Origin of the sequence: Pseudomonas sp. CAM1A (assembly GCF_047501685.1) — a bacterium.
Taxonomy (GTDB): Bacteria; Pseudomonadota; Gammaproteobacteria; order Pseudomonadales; family Pseudomonadaceae; genus Aquipseudomonas.
In genome coordinates this window covers 133,473-148,407 of sequence record NZ_JBFNXP010000007.1, presented here as the reverse complement: position 1 = coordinate 148,407, position 14,935 = coordinate 133,473, and the positions used below count along the sequence as shown (strand labels likewise).

General features: G+C 66.0%; 17 protein-coding genes and 1 tRNA gene. 6 read left to right on the top strand and 12 right to left on the bottom strand.

From position 1 onward, the window contains the following. The first annotated feature begins 1 nt into the window (after position 1). Positions 2-97, top strand: a tRNA-Sec gene (locus tag ABZO33_RS17350). Positions 98-192: 95 nt separating this feature from the next. Here ABZO33_RS17350 and ABZO33_RS17345 read toward each other — a convergent pair. Further along, the gene (locus tag ABZO33_RS17345) at positions 193-1,182 is read right to left on the bottom strand and encodes an asparaginase (RefSeq protein WP_414537034.1); all 990 of its coding nucleotides are present in this window, start codon (positions 1,180-1,182) and stop codon (positions 193-195) included. Positions 1,183-1,257: 75 nt separating this feature from the next. Further along, positions 1,258-2,700: an alanine/glycine:cation symporter family protein gene (locus tag ABZO33_RS17340; protein WP_023632679.1), complete on the bottom strand. Its 1,443-nt coding sequence runs from the start codon at positions 2,698-2,700 to the stop codon at positions 1,258-1,260. Between the two features lie 181 nt (positions 2,701-2,881). Between ABZO33_RS17340 and ABZO33_RS17335 the strand changes: the two genes are divergently transcribed. Then, positions 2,882-3,694 carry a helix-turn-helix domain-containing protein gene (locus ABZO33_RS17335; protein ID WP_414537048.1) on the top strand — a complete coding sequence of 271 codons (813 nt, stop codon included), beginning with the start codon at positions 2,882-2,884 and terminating at the stop codon, positions 3,692-3,694. Positions 3,695-3,844: 150 nt separating this feature from the next. On the opposite strand, the gene ABZO33_RS17330 is transcribed toward ABZO33_RS17335, so the two are convergent. Next, positions 3,845-4,684 (bottom strand): alpha/beta hydrolase, encoded by an 840-nt coding sequence (locus ABZO33_RS17330; RefSeq protein WP_414537033.1) that lies wholly within the window; start codon positions 4,682-4,684, stop codon positions 3,845-3,847. 181 nt (positions 4,685-4,865) lie between these two features. On the opposite strand from ABZO33_RS17330, the gene ABZO33_RS17325 reads away from it, so the two are divergent. Together ABZO33_RS17325 and ABZO33_RS17320 are read left to right on the top strand one after the other, a co-directional pair. After that, positions 4,866-5,750 carry a sugar nucleotide-binding protein gene (locus ABZO33_RS17325; protein WP_414537032.1) on the top strand — a complete coding sequence of 295 codons (885 nt, stop codon included), beginning with the start codon at positions 4,866-4,868 and terminating at the stop codon, positions 5,748-5,750. Then, positions 5,743-6,675, top strand: coding sequence for an NAD-dependent epimerase/dehydratase family protein (locus ABZO33_RS17320; RefSeq protein WP_414537031.1), 933 nt, complete (start codon positions 5,743-5,745; stop codon positions 6,673-6,675). Before ABZO33_RS17325 ends, ABZO33_RS17320 begins: the two co-directional genes overlap by 8 nt. A 30-nt stretch (positions 6,676-6,705) precedes the next feature. Here the strand turns inward: ABZO33_RS17320 and ABZO33_RS17315 are convergent, their stop codons facing one another. Continuing rightward, positions 6,706-7,146: a winged helix-turn-helix transcriptional regulator gene (locus tag ABZO33_RS17315; protein WP_414537030.1), complete on the bottom strand. Its 441-nt coding sequence runs from the start codon at positions 7,144-7,146 to the stop codon at positions 6,706-6,708. 98 nt (positions 7,147-7,244) lie between these two features. On the opposite strand from ABZO33_RS17315, the gene ABZO33_RS17310 reads away from it, so the two are divergent. Further along, on the top strand, positions 7,245-8,468 hold the full coding sequence (locus ABZO33_RS17310) for an MFS transporter (protein WP_414537047.1): 1,224 nt from the start codon (positions 7,245-7,247) through the stop codon (positions 8,466-8,468). On the opposite strand, the gene ABZO33_RS17305 is transcribed toward ABZO33_RS17310, so the two are convergent. The 5 genes from ABZO33_RS17305 to ABZO33_RS17285 all read right to left on the bottom strand — a co-directional run bounded on the left by ABZO33_RS17305 (position 8,456) and on the right by ABZO33_RS17285 (position 12,352). Beyond that, complete coding sequence (locus tag ABZO33_RS17305) at positions 8,456-9,139, bottom strand: OmpW/AlkL family protein (RefSeq protein ID WP_414537029.1); 684 nt, start codon at positions 9,137-9,139, stop codon at positions 8,456-8,458. The genes ABZO33_RS17310 and ABZO33_RS17305 overlap by 13 nt on opposite strands. Before the next feature lie 110 nt (positions 9,140-9,249). Continuing rightward, positions 9,250-9,804 (bottom strand): DUF3299 domain-containing protein, encoded by a 555-nt coding sequence (locus tag ABZO33_RS17300; protein ID WP_414537028.1) that lies wholly within the window; start codon positions 9,802-9,804, stop codon positions 9,250-9,252. An 8-nt stretch (positions 9,805-9,812) separates the two neighbouring features. Further along, positions 9,813-11,078 carry an ABC transporter permease gene (locus ABZO33_RS17295; RefSeq protein WP_414537027.1) on the bottom strand — a complete coding sequence of 422 codons (1,266 nt, stop codon included), beginning with the start codon at positions 11,076-11,078 and terminating at the stop codon, positions 9,813-9,815. After that, on the bottom strand, positions 11,078-11,788 hold the full coding sequence (locus tag ABZO33_RS17290; RefSeq protein ID WP_414537026.1) for an ABC transporter ATP-binding protein: 711 nt from the start codon (positions 11,786-11,788) through the stop codon (positions 11,078-11,080). The genes ABZO33_RS17295 and ABZO33_RS17290 overlap by 1 nt, the downstream gene beginning before the upstream one ends. Next, positions 11,789-12,352: a DUF2796 domain-containing protein gene (locus tag ABZO33_RS17285; protein WP_414537025.1), complete on the bottom strand. Its 564-nt coding sequence runs from the start codon at positions 12,350-12,352 to the stop codon at positions 11,789-11,791. 134 nt (positions 12,353-12,486) lie between these two features. Between ABZO33_RS17285 and ABZO33_RS17280 the strand changes: the two genes are divergently transcribed. Continuing rightward, positions 12,487-12,831 (top strand): hypothetical protein, encoded by a 345-nt coding sequence (locus tag ABZO33_RS17280; protein ID WP_414537024.1) that lies wholly within the window; start codon positions 12,487-12,489, stop codon positions 12,829-12,831. A 27-nt stretch (positions 12,832-12,858) separates the two neighbouring features. Here the strand turns inward: ABZO33_RS17280 and trxA are convergent, their stop codons facing one another. Genes trxA through ABZO33_RS17265 form a run of 3 tightly spaced genes read right to left on the bottom strand, consistent with a single transcriptional unit; the run spans position 12,859 to position 14,890 of the window. After that, on the bottom strand, positions 12,859-13,746 hold the full coding sequence (gene trxA / locus ABZO33_RS17275; protein WP_414537023.1) for a thioredoxin: 888 nt from the start codon (positions 13,744-13,746) through the stop codon (positions 12,859-12,861). Positions 13,747-13,777: 31 nt separating this feature from the next. Continuing rightward, positions 13,778-14,437, bottom strand: coding sequence for a class I SAM-dependent methyltransferase (locus ABZO33_RS17270; RefSeq protein ID WP_046857321.1), 660 nt, complete (start codon positions 14,435-14,437; stop codon positions 13,778-13,780). After that, complete coding sequence (locus ABZO33_RS17265) at positions 14,438-14,890, bottom strand: YbaY family lipoprotein (RefSeq protein ID WP_038707256.1); 453 nt, start codon at positions 14,888-14,890, stop codon at positions 14,438-14,440. Between the last annotated feature and the right edge of the window lie 45 nt (positions 14,891-14,935).

Here is a 14,935-nt window from a genome sequence, read left to right as displayed (position 1 = left end):
AGGAAGGCAATCGCGCCCGGTGGCGCGGCCGGGCTTCAAACCCGGTTGGGGACGGCAGCCGTTCCCGGGCAGGTTCGACTCCCGCTGCCTTCCGCCACTTTTCCAGATGCTGAAACGATCGCGGGGCAAGCCCGCTCCCACGAATTTGTGGGAGCGGGCTTGCCCCGCGATGGCGAATGGACGATCTGCGAGTCAGGCGCGCTCGCCGCACAGGTCCAACGCGAACCAATGTTCCGCCGCCTGCACGTCCAACCCTGCGCCCAGCAGCGCAAACAGCTTGCCCAGCGCCGCCTCGCGGGTCATGCCGCCGCCACTGACCAGCCCGGTATCGCGCAGGCGGCTGCCGGCGGCGTAGGTGTCGAACACCACCGAGCCTTCCGGGCACTGGCTGATGGCAACGATCATCACGCCGCCCTGGCGGGCGTCATGCAGCGCGTCGAGCAGCGCCTGGTCATCCGACGGGCCGGTGCCGCTGCCGTAGCACTCCAGCACCAGGCCCTGGATACCGCTGTCGAACAGGCCGCGCAGGTGTTCGGCGGCAAGGCCTGGGAACACTGGCATGACCGCCAGCTTGACCGGCTGGCGTGGCTGGCGGTAGTCCAGGCGGGTTGGCAGTTCCGGGGCACGCTCGCCATCACGATGGCGCGGCAGCACGGTGAAGGCGTCGAACGCCTCGCTGCGCAGTTTCGAGGCGCGGCAGCCGTGCAGCAACTGGCCGTGGAAATACAGCTGTACGCCGTCTTCCAGGCCGCTTTCGAACAGATTGAGCGCGCCGACCAGGTTGGCCCAGGCATCGCTGTCCGGCGCGCCGGCCGGCAGCATGGAACCGGTCAGCAGCACTGGCACCGGCAGGCCCAGCAGCAGGAACGACAGGGCAGCGGCGCTGTACGCCAGGGTGTCGGTGCCATGCAGCACCAGCACGCCGTCATGGCCGTCGCGTTCGACCGCCTCGACGATGGCATCGCGCATCGCCAGCCAGTTGGCCTGTTGCATGTTGGCGCTGTCGATCAGCGGGTTCAGTTCACGCAGTGACCAGTGCACCTTGGGCGCATCGCCGCAGGCGGCAAAGTGTTCGCGCATGCGCGCTTCGAAGCCACCGGCAGGCGCAAGGCCTTCGGCGGTCTGCAGCATGCCGATGGTGCCGCCGGTATAGAGGACGAGGAGATTCTTGACTGCACGCATGGAAGCATTCCGTAGCGATGTAGCGAAGGAAGAGGCAGCCGCCCGCGAACGGGGCGGCTGTGGCAGGGCAGGGTATCAGTGCTGCGCTGGCGCCGGGGCGGCGGCTTTGTCAGCGGCTGTTTCAGCCTGCGGGTTGGCCGGCCAGGCGGCGCGGTCCAGGTCCAGGTCGGCAAACTTGCTGGAGTCGAACACCGGCTGCTTGATGCCCGCCTTGCGTTGTGCGTCGTAGTCGCGCATCACCCGCAGGCCGACCTTGAACAGCATGGCCAGGGCGATCAGGTTGACGAAGGCCAGGCAGGTCATGGTGATGTCGGCGAAGGCGAACACAGTGGACAGGTCTTGGGTCGAACCCCACACCACCAGCGCCAGCACCAGGCCACGGAAGGTCATCAGCACGGCACGGTTGCGGCTGAGGAACTGCAGGCTGTTCTCGCCCAGGTAGTAGTTGTAGAGGATGCAGGTGAAGACGAACAGCGACAGCGCGACGCTGACGAAGATGCGGCCCCAGTCACCGACCACGGCGGCCAGCGAGTTCTGGGTCAGGACGATGCCGTCACCTTCGAAGCCCGGGGTGTAGAAGCCCGACAGCAGGATCAGCAGCGCGGTGCAGGTGCAGATCACGAAGGTGTCGAGGAACACGCTGAAGGCCTGGACCACGCCTTGGGCGCCCGGGTGCTTCACGGCGGCGACGGCGGCCACGTTCGGCGCACTGCCGAGGCCCGCTTCGTTGGCGAACACGCCACGCTTCACGCCCATGACGATAGCGCTGCCGAGCAGGCCGCCGAAGGCTGGGTCGAGGCCGAAGGCGCTCTTGAAGATGGTTTCCAGCATGGCTGGCACGTGTTCGATCTGGGTGCCGATCACGTACAGGGTCACGCCGATGTAGGCCAGGGTCTTGACCGGTACCAGCAGGTCGGACACAGCGGCGATGCGCTTGATGCCGCCGATGAAGGTGATGGCCAGCAGCACGGCGAGGACGATGCCGGTCTGCTTGGGATCGAAGGCGAAGGCGTTCTGCAGCGAGTGGGTCACGGTGTACGACTGCAGGCCGATGAAGGCGAAGCCGTAGGTGACCAGCAGCAGGATCGAGAACACGATGGCCATGCTTTTCAGCTTCAGGCCGTGCTGGATGTAGTACGCCGGGCCGCCGCGGTACAGGCCGTCGCCGTCGGCGCGCTTGTAGACCTGGGCCAGGGTGCATTCGAAGAAGCTGCTGGACATGCCCACCAGTGCGGTGACCCACATCCAGAACACGGCGCCTGGGCCGCCGAGGGTCACGGCGATACCGACACCGGCGATGTTACCGGCGCCGACGCGGCCGGCGAGGCTCAGCATCAGGGCCTGGAACGAGCTCAGTTGGCCTGCCTGGCCGCGAAGGGATTCCTTGAAGACGCCGAACATGTGGCCGAAGTGGCGGAACTGGACGAACCGCGAGCGGATGGTGAAGTAACCGCCGAGTCCGACGATCAGCACGATGAGGAGTTTCCCCGAAAGGAAATCGTTGAGTGCTTCGAGCATTGGAAAATGACCTCGATTCTTATTCTTCGCATGGAAAGACCAGCGGACGGCAGGCGCACCGCTATTCATTGGGGGCGCATGGTTGGCTATGACAACTATGGTTACAATTTCGCGGGTTGCTCCATTTTGGTGCGACTTGATGCTAGAATGGCGTCATTCGCATCATCCGGACCCGCGCATCATGGGCGATCACTTCGCTATCAACCTCAAATTGGCCTGCAGTCACTACCGCTCTATCTCCGAGGTTTGCCGGCAGCTGTCGATCAATCGCGCGCAGTTCAACAAGTACCTGAGCGGCCAGAGTCGTCCGACGGCCTACAACCTCAAGCGCATCGGCGACTTCTTCGGCGTGGAGGACTACGAGCTGGGCCTGCCGCCCGAGCAGTTCGCCCGCCTGATCGGCGCACGCAACCAGGCGCAGCCTGTCGGCCCCCAGGACGACCCCATCAGCGAGCTGTTCAAGCCACTGCATAAAGAAGCCGGCAACCTCTCACGTTATTGCGGCTACTACTTCGAATACTCCAACTGTATGTCGGTGCCCGGTTCGATCCTGGTGTCGCTGGTGCACCTGTGGGAGGAGCGCGGCAGTTTCCTGTTCGAGCGCCAGGAACGCCAGGAGCGCAGCAGCGGCCTCGACCGGCATGCCGAGGTGCGCTGCCGCTACCTGGGCGCGGCGTTCCAGCTGCAGGACCGGATGTTCCTGATCGACTACGAGTCGCTGACCCTCAATGAGATGAGCCAGACCGTGCTCATCCCCAGCTTCAAGAGCCGTATCAGCCGCCTGAACGGCCTCAAGACCGGGGTTTCCAGCGGTGACCGGCGCAACCCGGCCTGCACCCGCGTGGTGTGGGAATACCTGGGCGAGGAGATCAACCGCATCAACGCCTTCCGGCAGATCAAGCTGTACCGCCCGGACGATCCGCGCATCGACGACGATATCCGCGACCGTCTCAGTGCGGGGATGATCAGCAACGGATTGTTCGAGATCGAGTGAGTCAACGTTGATGGCGCAGTTGGTCGCGCATTGATGCGTGGGAGCGGGCTTGCCCCGCGATTGCGTCAGCATGACCAACGAGGTCGCCCGCTCGGACGCCATCGCGGGGCAAGCCCGCTCCCACGCAAGGACAGCAGTGCTCCACCGATTTCAATCGAAAATGAACGCCGCCACCGCATCGGCTACCTGATCCGCCACCTGCGGCCGGTCACGCAGGTGCGCGGCGATGCCGTGGTCGCAGTCGGTGAGCATCAGGCATTCCACATGGGGCGCCGGCACCGAACGCAGCAAGGCGTGGGTGACTTCCTCGGGGATCGGGCTGTAGCGCTCGACACCCGCCAGGCACCGGGTCCCGGCCGAGGTCCCGGGGCCCTGGCCATGGACCTTGGAGTTGAGCCCGTCATATTCGCCGATCACCAGCAGCACGCGGCCCTGGAACTGGCGCAGGAAGGCATAGCTGTCGCAGTCGAGGAACGCATAAGGCTTGCGGATCGCTTCGCTGAAGGCTGGGCCGAAGGGGGCGACATGGGCCGCATCGGGATACACCGCGGGGCAGATCAGCACCAGCTTGCGCACGCTTGGACGTTGCGCCGCCAGCTTGAGCGCGATGGCAGCGCCAAGGCTGTGGCCGATCAGCGTGTCGCTGCGGGCATCCAGATGCTGGTGGAAGCGCAGGGCTTCCTGCAGGTTGCTGGCCAACGACGCGTCCTTTGCACCAGGCTCGCTGGCCAGGCTGTGGCCGGAGAGGTTGCCGGTCAGCGAGCCGATCCCCTGCTGTTGCAGGCGATAGAGCAAGGGGTTCAGGCGGGTGAAATCGGAGCGGGCGCCGCCGACCACAAAGACCGTGGGGGCGCACTCATGTGCCGGAAGCAGCAGGCGGGCCTGTTGCCGATAGCCGTCGAAAGCCTCGTCGATGAAGCGTTCCGGGCCGGGAGCGGGTTCGTCGTATTGCCATCTGGCGCGCAGCGCGGTGTTCGACTCGGCATCCATGTTGATCTCCTTGAACAGGCCATGCGCAGTATAAGTAGCTGTTGGCAAAGGCGGAACACCCGTCCGACCGTTGCCAATCGGCACGCGGCGCGCGCCAGGCCTTGCCTGGGTTGGACTTCCCCTGTCGGAAACAGCAAAATGAACCCTTTCCTCCATCGACCAGACCGGACCTGTTGACTCTATGCGTATGCGCCTGATGCTGTTGGGTGGTGGCAATGCCCTCGGGCAAGCGCTGATTCGTCTCGGGGCCGAGGAAGACATCGCTTTCCTGGCGCCTCGCCCTCCGGAAAACGGCTGGGATCCGGCCAGCCTGACCCTGCTGCTCGACGAGCAGCGCCCGCACACCGTGGTCAACCTGGCCTACTACTTCGACTGGTTCCAGGCCGAGTCGGTCAGCGAGCAACGCCTGGCTCAGCAGGAGCGGGCGGTGGAGCGGCTCGCCGAGCTATGCCAGCACCACGAGATGATCCTCGTGCAGCCGTCCAGCTACCGGGTGTTCGATGGCTCGCGCGCCACGGCCTATAGCGAGAAGGACGAGCCGGTACCGCTCGGTCTGCGTGGCCAGGCGCTTTGGCGCATCGAGCAGAGCGTGCGCGCCACCTGCCCGCAGCATGTGTTGCTGCGTTTCGGCTGGCTGCTGGATGAAAGCCTCGATGGCGCGCTCGGGCGTTTCCTGACCCGTGCCGAGCAGCCCCAGGAGCTGCTGCTGGCCGATGACCGACGCGGTAACCCGACGCCGGTGGACGATGCGGCGCGGGTGATCCTCTCGGTGCTCAAGCAGCTCGACTGCCAGGCGCCACTGTGGGGTACCTACCACTACGCCGGCAACGAGGCCACCACGCCGCTGGTGCTGGGGCAGGCGATCCTTACCGAGGCCACCCAGTGGCGCAAGCTGGCCGTGCAGGCGCCTACCGCCCAGGCCCACGCCGCCCGCCCGGATGCCAGCGAGGAGCCGCAGCACGCGGTACTGGCCTGCAAGAAGATCCTTCATACCTTCGGCATCAAGCCACGCGCCTGGCGCGCCGGCTTGCCGCCCCTACTGGACCGATTCTACCGACATGGCTGACGCCCCCATCCTGATCACCGGCGGTGCCGGTTTCATTGGCTCGCACCTGTGCGATGCGTTGCTGGAGAAAGGCTACGCGGTGCGTATCCTCGACGATCTGTCGACCGGCAAGCGCGACAACCTGCAGCTTGGCCACCCGCGCCTGGAACTGCTCGAGGGCGATGTCGCCGATGCCGCGCTGGTGGCCCGTGCCGCCGGAGGCTGCCAGGCGGTGGTGCACCTGGCTGCGGTGGCCTCGGTGCAGGCCTCGGTGGAAGACCCGGTGAAGACCCACCAGAGCAACTTCATCGGTACGCTGAACGTGTGCGAGGCGATGCGCCTGAACGGCATCCGCCGCGTGCTTTTCGCCTCCAGCGCGGCGGTGTATGGCAACAACGGTGAAGGCCAGTCGATTGCCGAAGACACGCCCAAGGCGCCGCTGACCCCTTACGCGGTGGACAAGCTGGCCAGCGAGCAGTACCTGGACTTCTACCGCCGCCAGCATGGGTTGGAGCCGGTGGTGTTCCGCTTCTTCAATATCTTCGGGCCGCGCCAGGACCCTTCCTCGCCGTATTCGGGGGTGATCAGCATCTTCTGCGAGCGCGCCACCAGTGGCAAACCGATCACGGTGTTCGGCGATGGCGAGCAGACCCGCGACTTCCTGTTTGTCGGTGACCTGGTCCAGGTAATGGTGCAGGCGCTCGAGCAGCAGGCGGTGGAAGAGGGCGCGGTGAACATCGGCCTGAACCAGGCGACCTCGCTGAACCAGTTGCTCAAGGCGCTGGAACAGGTGGTTGGCGGTTTGCCTGCAATCAGCTACGGCCAGGCACGGTCGGGGGACATCCGTCATTCACGGGCGGACAACGCGCGTTTGCTGGCACGTTTCGCATTTCCCGAGCCAACGCCGTTTGTCGAAGGCCTGGCCCGCTTGCTCGGCAAAGCTTGAACCTCTCGCGGGGCTTGCCCCGCGATGACGTCACGAATGCCGGATCAGTTGTCGCCGGCAATCCTCCGGCCCCAGCACTCGCCCGTCCCGGGCCCGCACCTGCAACGTCTCCAGCCCCTGGCCGCGATCATCGACCAACTGCGAGCTTGACTCTCCTGACGTGAACAGGTAGCGCTCCCCCCATTGGCGCAAGCCGATCACGACCGGAAACACCGAACGGCCCTTTTCCGTCAGCACATATTCCTTGTAGGCACTGCCATCGGATGCAGGCTGCTGTGCCAGCAGCCCGGTCTCCACCAGCAGTTTCAGGCGTGAAGCGAGGATGTTCTTCGCCAGCCCGAGGTTTTTCTGCAATTCGCTGAAGCGGCACGGGCCATCGAAGGCATCGCGCAGGATCATCAGCGCCCAGCGCTCGCCGAGCACCTCCAGGGCGCGGGCCACCGGGCATTGCTGGTTGTTCTCGTCGAGCATGGGGCGTTCCTTGGGTGTGTTCTGGTTGCAGAATAAAACTACTTTTGCTAGAAAGCCAGTTATGTGGTTTTAAATTGAAACCAGGCTTGAAGAGGTCGCTGATGCCATCGCTCACTCGTGGATTGACGCTGTTGTTGGCGGCCGCCTGCGCCCTGGCCGTGGCCACGGTGTACCTCGCCCAGCCGCTGCTTGAGGCCATGGCCGCGAGCCTTGGCGTAAGCGCTGCGCGCGCCGGCCTGGTGGTGGGCATGACCCAGGCCGGCTATGCCTTGGGTCTGTTGCTGATCGTGCCGCTGGGCGATCTGGTCGATCGCCGCCGGCTGATTGTTGGCCAGTTGCTGGCATCGGCCGGCGCGCTGTTGGCCGTGGCGTTTGCCGTGGACTGGGCCATGCTGCTGGTGGCGATGGCCATGGTCGGCCTGGCTGCGGTGGTGGTGCAGGTGATGGTCGCGCATGCCGCCACACTGGCCACGCCAGCTCAGCAGGGGCAGGCGGTGGGGGCTGTCACCAGTGGCGTGGTGTTGGGCATCCTGTCAGCGCGGTTGGTCTCGGGCGCACTGGCTGACCTGCTGGGCTGGCACGGGGTGTACGTCGTGGCGGCGGGGTTGGCGTTGGCCATGGCGTTGTTGCTGGCCTGGCGCTTGCCTGCTGTCAGGCCGCAGGGGCCGAAGCAGCGCTATCGGGCACTGCTGGTCTCTGTGCTGCGCTTGTACCGGCATGACCGTCTGCTACGTCAGCGCGGTGTGTTTGCGGTGCTGGTCTTTGCGGCGTTCAGCGTGCTGTGGAGCGCGATGGTGTTGCCCTTGAGCGCCTCGCCGTTGGCGCTCGATCATACCCAGGTCGGGTTGTTCGGCCTGGCCGGTGTGGCTGGCGCGCTGGCGGCATCGCGTGCCGGGCGCCTGGCGGATCAGGGGCAGGGCCGGCGGGTGAGCGGATGGGCGCTCGGGCTGTTGACGCTGTCATGGCTGCCCAGTGCCTACCTGGAGCAGTCATTGCTGGCGCTGGTGATCGGGGTGCTGATGCTGGACCTGGCCGTGCAGGCCGTGCATGTGACCAACCAGAGCCTGTTGCTGGCGGGGCGCGGCGAGATGGCCAGCCGGCTGATCGGTGCCTACATGTGCTGCTATTCGGTCGGTAGTGGGGTGGGTGCGGTCGTGGCGACCTGGGTGTATGGGCAGTGGGGCTGGATGGCGGTTTGCGGGTTGGGGGCGGGAATAAGCGCGGTTGCCTGGGGCTACTGGGGGTACCTGTGGTGGGGCGAGACGGCGCGGGGCAAGCCCGCTCCAGAAGGAACGGGCTTGCCTGCGGATCAGAATTTGTAGCCGATGCCTACCATGTAGACCCATGGATCGACGTCCACGTCGACCTTGGTCTTGCCGACGCCCAGGGCGCTCGGGCCATCGATGCTGGCCTTGGTGTCGATGTCGACGTACCAGACCGCGGCGTTGACCAGCAGGTTGTCGGTGAGCATGTAGTCCATGCCCAGCTGGCCGGCGATACCCACCGAGTCCTTCAGCTTCATGTTGCTGAAGCCCTGCGCCTTGCGGTTGCTGGTCAGGTCTTCGTCGAAGAACATCGTGTAGTTGATGCCCACGCCAGCGTAGGGCTGGAACTTTGAGGACGGTGCCATCGGGTAGTACTGCAGCGACAGGGTCGGTGGCAGCTGCTTGATGTCGGCCAGCTTGCCGTCCAGGCCCGGGCCGAGGCCCTTGACACCGACGGTGTGCTGGAATGGCGTGGCGGCCAGCAGCTCGAGGCCGATGTGGTCGGTGAGCATGTAGGCGAAGGCCAGGCCCAGCTGGGTGTCGCTGTCCAGGGTCGCCTTGGTGCCCGAGACCTTGGCGCCATCGAGCTTGATGTCACCGCTGCTTTCATTCGGCGCCGTGGTGATGGCGCCGGCGCGGAGGATGAAATCCCCCGCCTGGTGGGCGTGGGCAACAGGGGCTGCGAGCGCCAACGCGACGAGCGAGGCACTGAGCAAGGACTTGTTCATGGAAGCTCCCAGAGGACGTGAGTAATCGAGTAGTCCAATGGTACGAAGCTGACTAAACAGAAAGTTTGACCCAGCTCAACGAAGCCTCTTCAAACGGGCGTGCACAGTGCTCACTTCAGCTCATAAGCGTAGATTTTCTCGGCTTCCATCTGGTAGCCCGCATCCGCCAGCTCGCTGCTGGACGCCTTGACCTGCATCGTGCCTTCGATCCAGTAGGGCTGGTAGAGGTCTTCGATGCGCACGCCCATCTCGCTGAAGATGTGCACGATCTGGTTCGAGGGCGGCGGTGGCACGTGGATGCAGGCGCCGTAGTAGGGCACCAGGAGAAACTCGGTGGTGCGGCCTTCTTCACTGACTTCCAGTGGCACGATGTAGCCGGGGATCTTCACCGGCTGGCCGTCCAGCGCCTTTACCACCGGCGCGTTGGGCGCCTGCTGGCGGGCGGCGGGGGCGGCCTCGGCAGCCAGCGCGTCGCTGATCTGCGACAGATCGTGCAGGGGCGTCAGTTGCGGCGGGATGATCGGCGCGCCCTCGGGGATCAGCGCGGGCCAGTCCAGCTCACGAGGTTCGGCGGCGCACACCGTGGATGCCAGCAACACCACTGCCAGTAACAGGTAATGCCAAGCAGTGGAAGCCTGCCTGTTGTCCATGGATGTCGCGCTCATGAAGGTTCTCAAAGATGAATCGACAGGCCATCGGCCAGCGACTGCCGGTAGGCACGCCAGGCCGGCACGCTGCCCATCAGCAACGCCGCGCCAAGGATGATAGCCAGCAGCGTCCACTCATGGGCGCTTGGCCAGGCCAGTGGCAGGTACAGCCCGTAGTTGGCCTGCACATAGCCCTGCGCCAGGGCAATGCCGGCATACAGCAAGCCAAGCCCGGCGGCGATGCCCGACAATGCCAGGGCCAGTGCCTCGAGCACCAACAGCCCGGCGATGTGCCAGGGACGGGCCCCCACCGAGCGCAGGATGGCCATTTCCCGGCGGCGTTCGTTGAGGCTGGTGAGAATCGCGGTGAGCATGCCGATCAGGCCGGTGAGCACGACGAACAGCGACACCACGAACAATGCCTGCTCCGCCGTGCCCATCAGGCTCCACAGCTCCTGCAGGGCCACGCCGGGCAGGATCGCCAGCAAAGGCTCGGCACGGTACTCGTTGATCTCGCGCTGCAGGCTGAAAGTGGCGATCTTGCTGTTGAGCCCGAGCATGAAGGCGGTGATGGCGGTGGGTTGCAGGTCCATGGCGCGGGCCTGCTCGGCACTGATGCGCCCGGCGCCACGGGCCGGGACGCCGTTGTGCCAGTCGATGTGAATCGCTTCCATGCCGGCCAGGCTGATGTGCAGGGTGCGGTCCACCGGGGTGCCGGTGCGCTCGAGCACGCCGACCACGGTGAATGGCTTGTCGTCATGCTTGACCAGACTGATGGCGGCCACGCCGTGCGCCAGCACCAGCTTGTCACCCAGTGTGTAGTGCAGCGCCTCGGCGACTTCGGCACCCAGCACCACTTCGAACGGATCGTCGGCGAACGCCCGGCCCTGGTCGAGTGCCAGGTGCTGGCGGCGACCGAACTGGTAATGGCTGAAGTAGTCGGCGCTGGTGCCCATCACCCGGTAGCCACGGTGCGAGTCGCCCAGGGAAATCGGGATCGCCCACTTCACCCGTGGATCCTTGGCGTAATGCTCGTAGCTGTCCCAGCGGATGTTGTTGGTGGCATTGCCGATGCGGAACACCGAGTACAGCAGCAGATTCACCGACCCCGAGCGGGCGCCGACGATCAGGTCGGTGCCGCTGATGGTGCTGGCGAAACTGGCGCGGGCTTCGGTGCGTACCCGCTCGACGGCCAGCAGCAAGCACACCGACAGGGCGATGGCGAACGCGGTGAGCAGGGCGGTGAAACGGCGGTTGGCCAGGCTGGCCAGGGCAAGGCGAAGCAGGTACATCAGGCCTCCCGGGGCTTGGCGGCGCGATTGAGCTCGGCCAGGGACAGGTGGCGGTCGAACAGCGGCGCCAGGCTCTGGTCATGGCTGACGAACAGCAGGCTGGCGCCGGCGTCGCGGCATTCGTCGAACAACAGGCGGATGAACGCCTCGCGGGTGTCGGCGTCCAGGGCCGAGGTCGGCTCGTCGGCGATCACCAGTTCGGGCTGGCCGATCAGCGCCCTGGCCGCGGCGACCCGCTGCTGCTGCCCGATCGACAGGCTGTCGGCGCGGCGGCCGAGCAGGGCCGGGTCGTCCAGGCCCAGGTGGGCGAGCAACTGGGCAGCGGCCTGGTCGATGCTGCCGTGGCGCTGGGCGGCGCGTGCGGCACGGCTTTTCGAGAAGCGGCAGGGCAGCTCGACGTTTTCGCGCACCGACAGGAACGGCAACAGATTGAACTGCTGGAAGATGTAGCCGGTGTGATCGACCCGGAAGCGGTCGCGCGCGCCCTGGCCCAAGCTCGCCAAGTCCTGGCCGAGCAGGCGGATGCTGCCCTGGCCGGGGCGGTTGACCCCTCCCAGCAGGCCGAGCAGGGTGGTCTTGCCACTGCCGCTGGGGCCCTTGAGGAACAACGCCTCGCCGGGTTCCAGGCGAAACGCCGGGATCTCCAGCAGCGGCGCCTGGCCAGGCCAGGCGAACACCAGGTCATGCAGGTCGATCAGCGGCTGGCTCATTCAGAACGCGACCACGGCCTTGGCGGGGGTGGCTTCCACGCCTTTCTGGCCATTCGGGCCGATCAGTTGCACGTTGATCTTCTGGGTTTGCGGGAAGGTCTTGAACAGCGGGCCGAGATCGATCTGGGTGAGTTTGCCCGGGGTGGCGCAGGTCAGCTGGTAACGGGCATCGATGTCGGCGTGCTGGTGCGCGTCGCCGCCAGCCTCGGGGGCATCACCGAACAGCGGGCTTTCCAGCTCCTGGGCCTCCTCCTTGCAACCGGCGGCCTGGGCGATGGCGAACAACTTCAGGGGTTGTTCGAGCTGCTGGCGGGCGGCGGCGACCTTGGCCTTGTCGGCGTCGCTGCTGGCGGCGTGTTCGAAGCCGACCAGGTTCATCGCCGGGCTGTCCAGCGCCAGCTCGAGGACGTTGCCGTCGAGTACCGCGTTGAGCTTGGCCACGCCGTGCTCATGGGCGCCGAGGGTGCCATGGGCGTGGTCGTGGTCATGGTCGTGATCGTCGTGGGCATGGGCCACGGCCAGGGGAAGCAGGGCGAAGGGCAGGGCGAGCAACAGACGACGCATGGACGGCTCCACAGGCGGCTTGGGATGAATTTGTGATGTTATAACAATTTGCATTTGCCCCGCCAGCCTGCCTGGCACAGGTTTCATGTTCGTGGGAGCATGGCGCAATCGAGCCTGGAAACAAGGAAATAATCGTGAGAATTCGTGGACAGATCGGCGAGTGGCCGGTGGACCTGACTGTCGAGCTGGAACCGCATGAATGGGCGCAGCTGGGGCGTAGGATGGAAGTCCAGGCGTCGGTGGAAGCTGTGCCGGTCAGCGCCAGCCCCGCACCCCGACAGGATGACGGACAGTGGGCGGCGGCGCGTGAAGTGCTGCGTCAGGCGGGGCAGATGGGCGGGCCGGAGCTGCTGGAGCGTCTGGAAGGTTTGACCGGAAGCGTGGCGGCAGGCAAGCGGCTGCTGGTGCGGTTGCGCCATAGCAGTGAGGTGAAGGTGGAGAGTGGCGTGGATGCGCCGGTGTACCGCTGGGTGGGATGAGGGGGCCGCATAGCAGCCCCAACAGCCTCAGAACAATGCAGAGGACAGCTTGCGGCGGTACACACTGACCAGCGGATGCTCATTGCCCAGCAGCTCGAACACCTGCAGCAGCGCCTTCTGCGGCAGGCCGTTGTCGTAGGCGCGGTTGCGCTGGAACAGCTTCAGCAGACCATCCATCGCGGCCTCGTACTGCTGGCGTGCCAACTGCTGGATGCACAGCTGGTAGGCGGCTTCGTCATCCTGCGAATTCTGCGCCAGGCGGCTCTTCAGCTCCGCGGCTTCCGGCAGGCTGGCGGCCTGGCGCAGGAAGGTCAGCTGGGCCTTGGCGCCGGCCAGTGCGGCCTTGTGCTCGTCGGTCTTGACCGCGTCGAGCACCACCTGGGCCTCGCCCAGCTCGCCGCGCTCGGCCAGGCAGCGGGCGTAGAGGATCAGCGCCTCGGCATTGCTGTTGTCTTCACCCAGCAGCACCTGCAGCAGGGACTCGGCCTCGCTGAAACGACTCTCGGCGAACAGCGCCTTGGCCTGCTCCAGCGGCGCTGCGACAGGCGGCGCGGGCATCTGTACATGGGGTTCGAGCATGGCGCGGATGGCCGACTCGGGCTGCGCGCCGGCAAAGCCGTCGACCGGTTGGCCATCCTTGAACAGCACCACGGTCGGCAGGCTGCGGATGCCGAACTGGGCGACGATCTGTTGCTCGACGTCGCAGTTGATCTTGGCCAGCAGCAGCTCGCCCTGGTAGCCCTCGGCGATCTTCGCCAGCAGCGGCATCAGCGCCTTGCATGGCGCGCACCATTCGGCCCAGAAGTCGACCAGCACCGGCTTGTGGAAGGAGTTCTCGATGACCAGTTGCTGGAAGTTGGCATCGGTGGCATCGAAGATATAGGGCAGGCTTTGGTTAACTGGCGCTTGGCTCATCGCAACTCTCGCAAATCCGTGAATGCCCCCACTATAAGGGCTCGCGGCTGGCGTGGTACAGGCTGACCCGGCGGAATTCGTGTGGCTCGGCCAGATCCGGCAGGGTCAGCGCCTCCAGCACGCCGAGTGGGCGGTACAGCGGATGGCTGAAGTCACGCACCCGCGAATCGGCCACCAGCGCCTGGCGGCCACGGCCGAGGAATGCGTCCAGCAACGGCAGGTTGGCGCGGTCGTAGAGCACATCGGCGACCAGGATCAGGTCGAAGCGGTCGGCCTCGGCGAAGAAATCGCTGCTGTAGCCCAGCGTCACGCCGTTCAGTGCGGCGTTGGCGCGGCAGGCGTCCAGGGCCAGCGGGTCGAGGTCGCAGGCCACCACTTCCAGCGCGCCGGCCCGGGCGGCGGCGATCCCGGCGATGCCGGAGCCGGCACCGAAGTCCAGCACGCGCTTGCCACGCACCCAGTGCGGCTGCTCGGCCAGGTAGCGCGCCATGGCCAGGCCGCTGGCCCAGCAGAAGCTCCAGTAGGGCGGCTCTTCGAGAATGCGCCGGGTTTCCTCGCTGCTGAATGCGCGGTCCATGTTCTGGTCGTCGATCAACCAGAGTTTCAGGTCGCATTCGGGCAGTTCACTGACGATCAGGCGTGCTTCGCCGATCAGGCCGCTCAAGGCCTGTTGCAGGGCCAGCGGGGCCATCTATGGTGCCTTTTCGAAACGCAGCGGGCCGGTGGCCTGGGTCTGGGCCTGGGCGATGGGCACCGGAGGCAGGTGCAGGATCAACTGGCCGGAGCGGCTGGCGCGGCCGCGCAGTTCGACGCGGGCGCCGGCCGGGAAGGCTTCGGGGTTGAAGCGCAGGCGGTAGGGCAGGGCCTGGCCGGTGCCGCTCAGGGTGCTGCTGGCCAGCAGTTGCTGCGGGCGGCCGCGCTCGTCGATCACCAGCAGGGCCAGTTCCACATCGGCACCTGCCGGGATTTCCATCAGGGTGCCGCTCAGCTCGCGCTGGTAGGCCGGCAGCGGGCCCAGGGGTTCGGTCTTCTTCGCCACCTTGGCCGGCACCGGTGCGGGGGCCTGTTCTGGCTTGGGGCGGTCGCTGCCGCAGGCGGCGAGCAGGGCGGCGCAACACAGCACGACGAGCGCTCGAGGGTACATGGGGTCGTCCTTCACGGGCAGATTTGCATGGATGGTAACCCCTTT

Bases quoted from the DNA above. Each gene is read 5' to 3' on its own strand.
- ABZO33_RS17320 (WP_414537031.1), top strand. From the start codon at position 5,743: ATGGCTGACGCCCCCATCCTGATCACCGGCGGTGCCGGTTTCATTGGC.
- trxA (WP_414537023.1), bottom strand. From the start codon at position 13,746: ATGAGCCAAGCGCCAGTTAACCAAAGCCTGCCCTATATCTTCGATGCC.
- ABZO33_RS17325 (WP_414537032.1), top strand. From the start codon at position 4,866: ATGCGTATGCGCCTGATGCTGTTGGGTGGTGGCAATGCCCTCGGGCAA.
- ABZO33_RS17305 (WP_414537029.1), bottom strand. From the start codon at position 9,139: ATGAACAAGTCCTTGCTCAGTGCCTCGCTCGTCGCGTTGGCGCTCGCA.
- ABZO33_RS17270 (WP_046857321.1), bottom strand. From the start codon at position 14,437: ATGGCCCCGCTGGCCCTGCAACAGGCCTTGAGCGGCCTGATCGGCGAA.
- ABZO33_RS17330 (WP_414537033.1), bottom strand. From the start codon at position 4,684: ATGGATGCCGAGTCGAACACCGCGCTGCGCGCCAGATGGCAATACGAC.
- ABZO33_RS17265 (WP_038707256.1), bottom strand. From the start codon at position 14,890: ATGTACCCTCGAGCGCTCGTCGTGCTGTGTTGCGCCGCCCTGCTCGCC.
- ABZO33_RS17285 (WP_414537025.1), bottom strand. From the start codon at position 12,352: ATGCGTCGTCTGTTGCTCGCCCTGCCCTTCGCCCTGCTTCCCCTGGCC.
- ABZO33_RS17335 (WP_414537048.1), top strand. From the start codon at position 2,882: ATGGGCGATCACTTCGCTATCAACCTCAAATTGGCCTGCAGTCACTAC.
- ABZO33_RS17315 (WP_414537030.1), bottom strand. From the start codon at position 7,146: ATGCTCGACGAGAACAACCAGCAATGCCCGGTGGCCCGCGCCCTGGAG.
- ABZO33_RS17300 (WP_414537028.1), bottom strand. From the start codon at position 9,804: ATGAGCGCGACATCCATGGACAACAGGCAGGCTTCCACTGCTTGGCAT.
- ABZO33_RS17295 (WP_414537027.1), bottom strand. From the start codon at position 11,078: ATGTACCTGCTTCGCCTTGCCCTGGCCAGCCTGGCCAACCGCCGTTTC.
- ABZO33_RS17290 (WP_414537026.1), bottom strand. From the start codon at position 11,788: ATGAGCCAGCCGCTGATCGACCTGCATGACCTGGTGTTCGCCTGGCCT.
- ABZO33_RS17345 (WP_414537034.1), bottom strand. From the start codon at position 1,182: ATGCGTGCAGTCAAGAATCTCCTCGTCCTCTATACCGGCGGCACCATC.
- ABZO33_RS17340 (WP_023632679.1), bottom strand. From the start codon at position 2,700: ATGCTCGAAGCACTCAACGATTTCCTTTCGGGGAAACTCCTCATCGTG.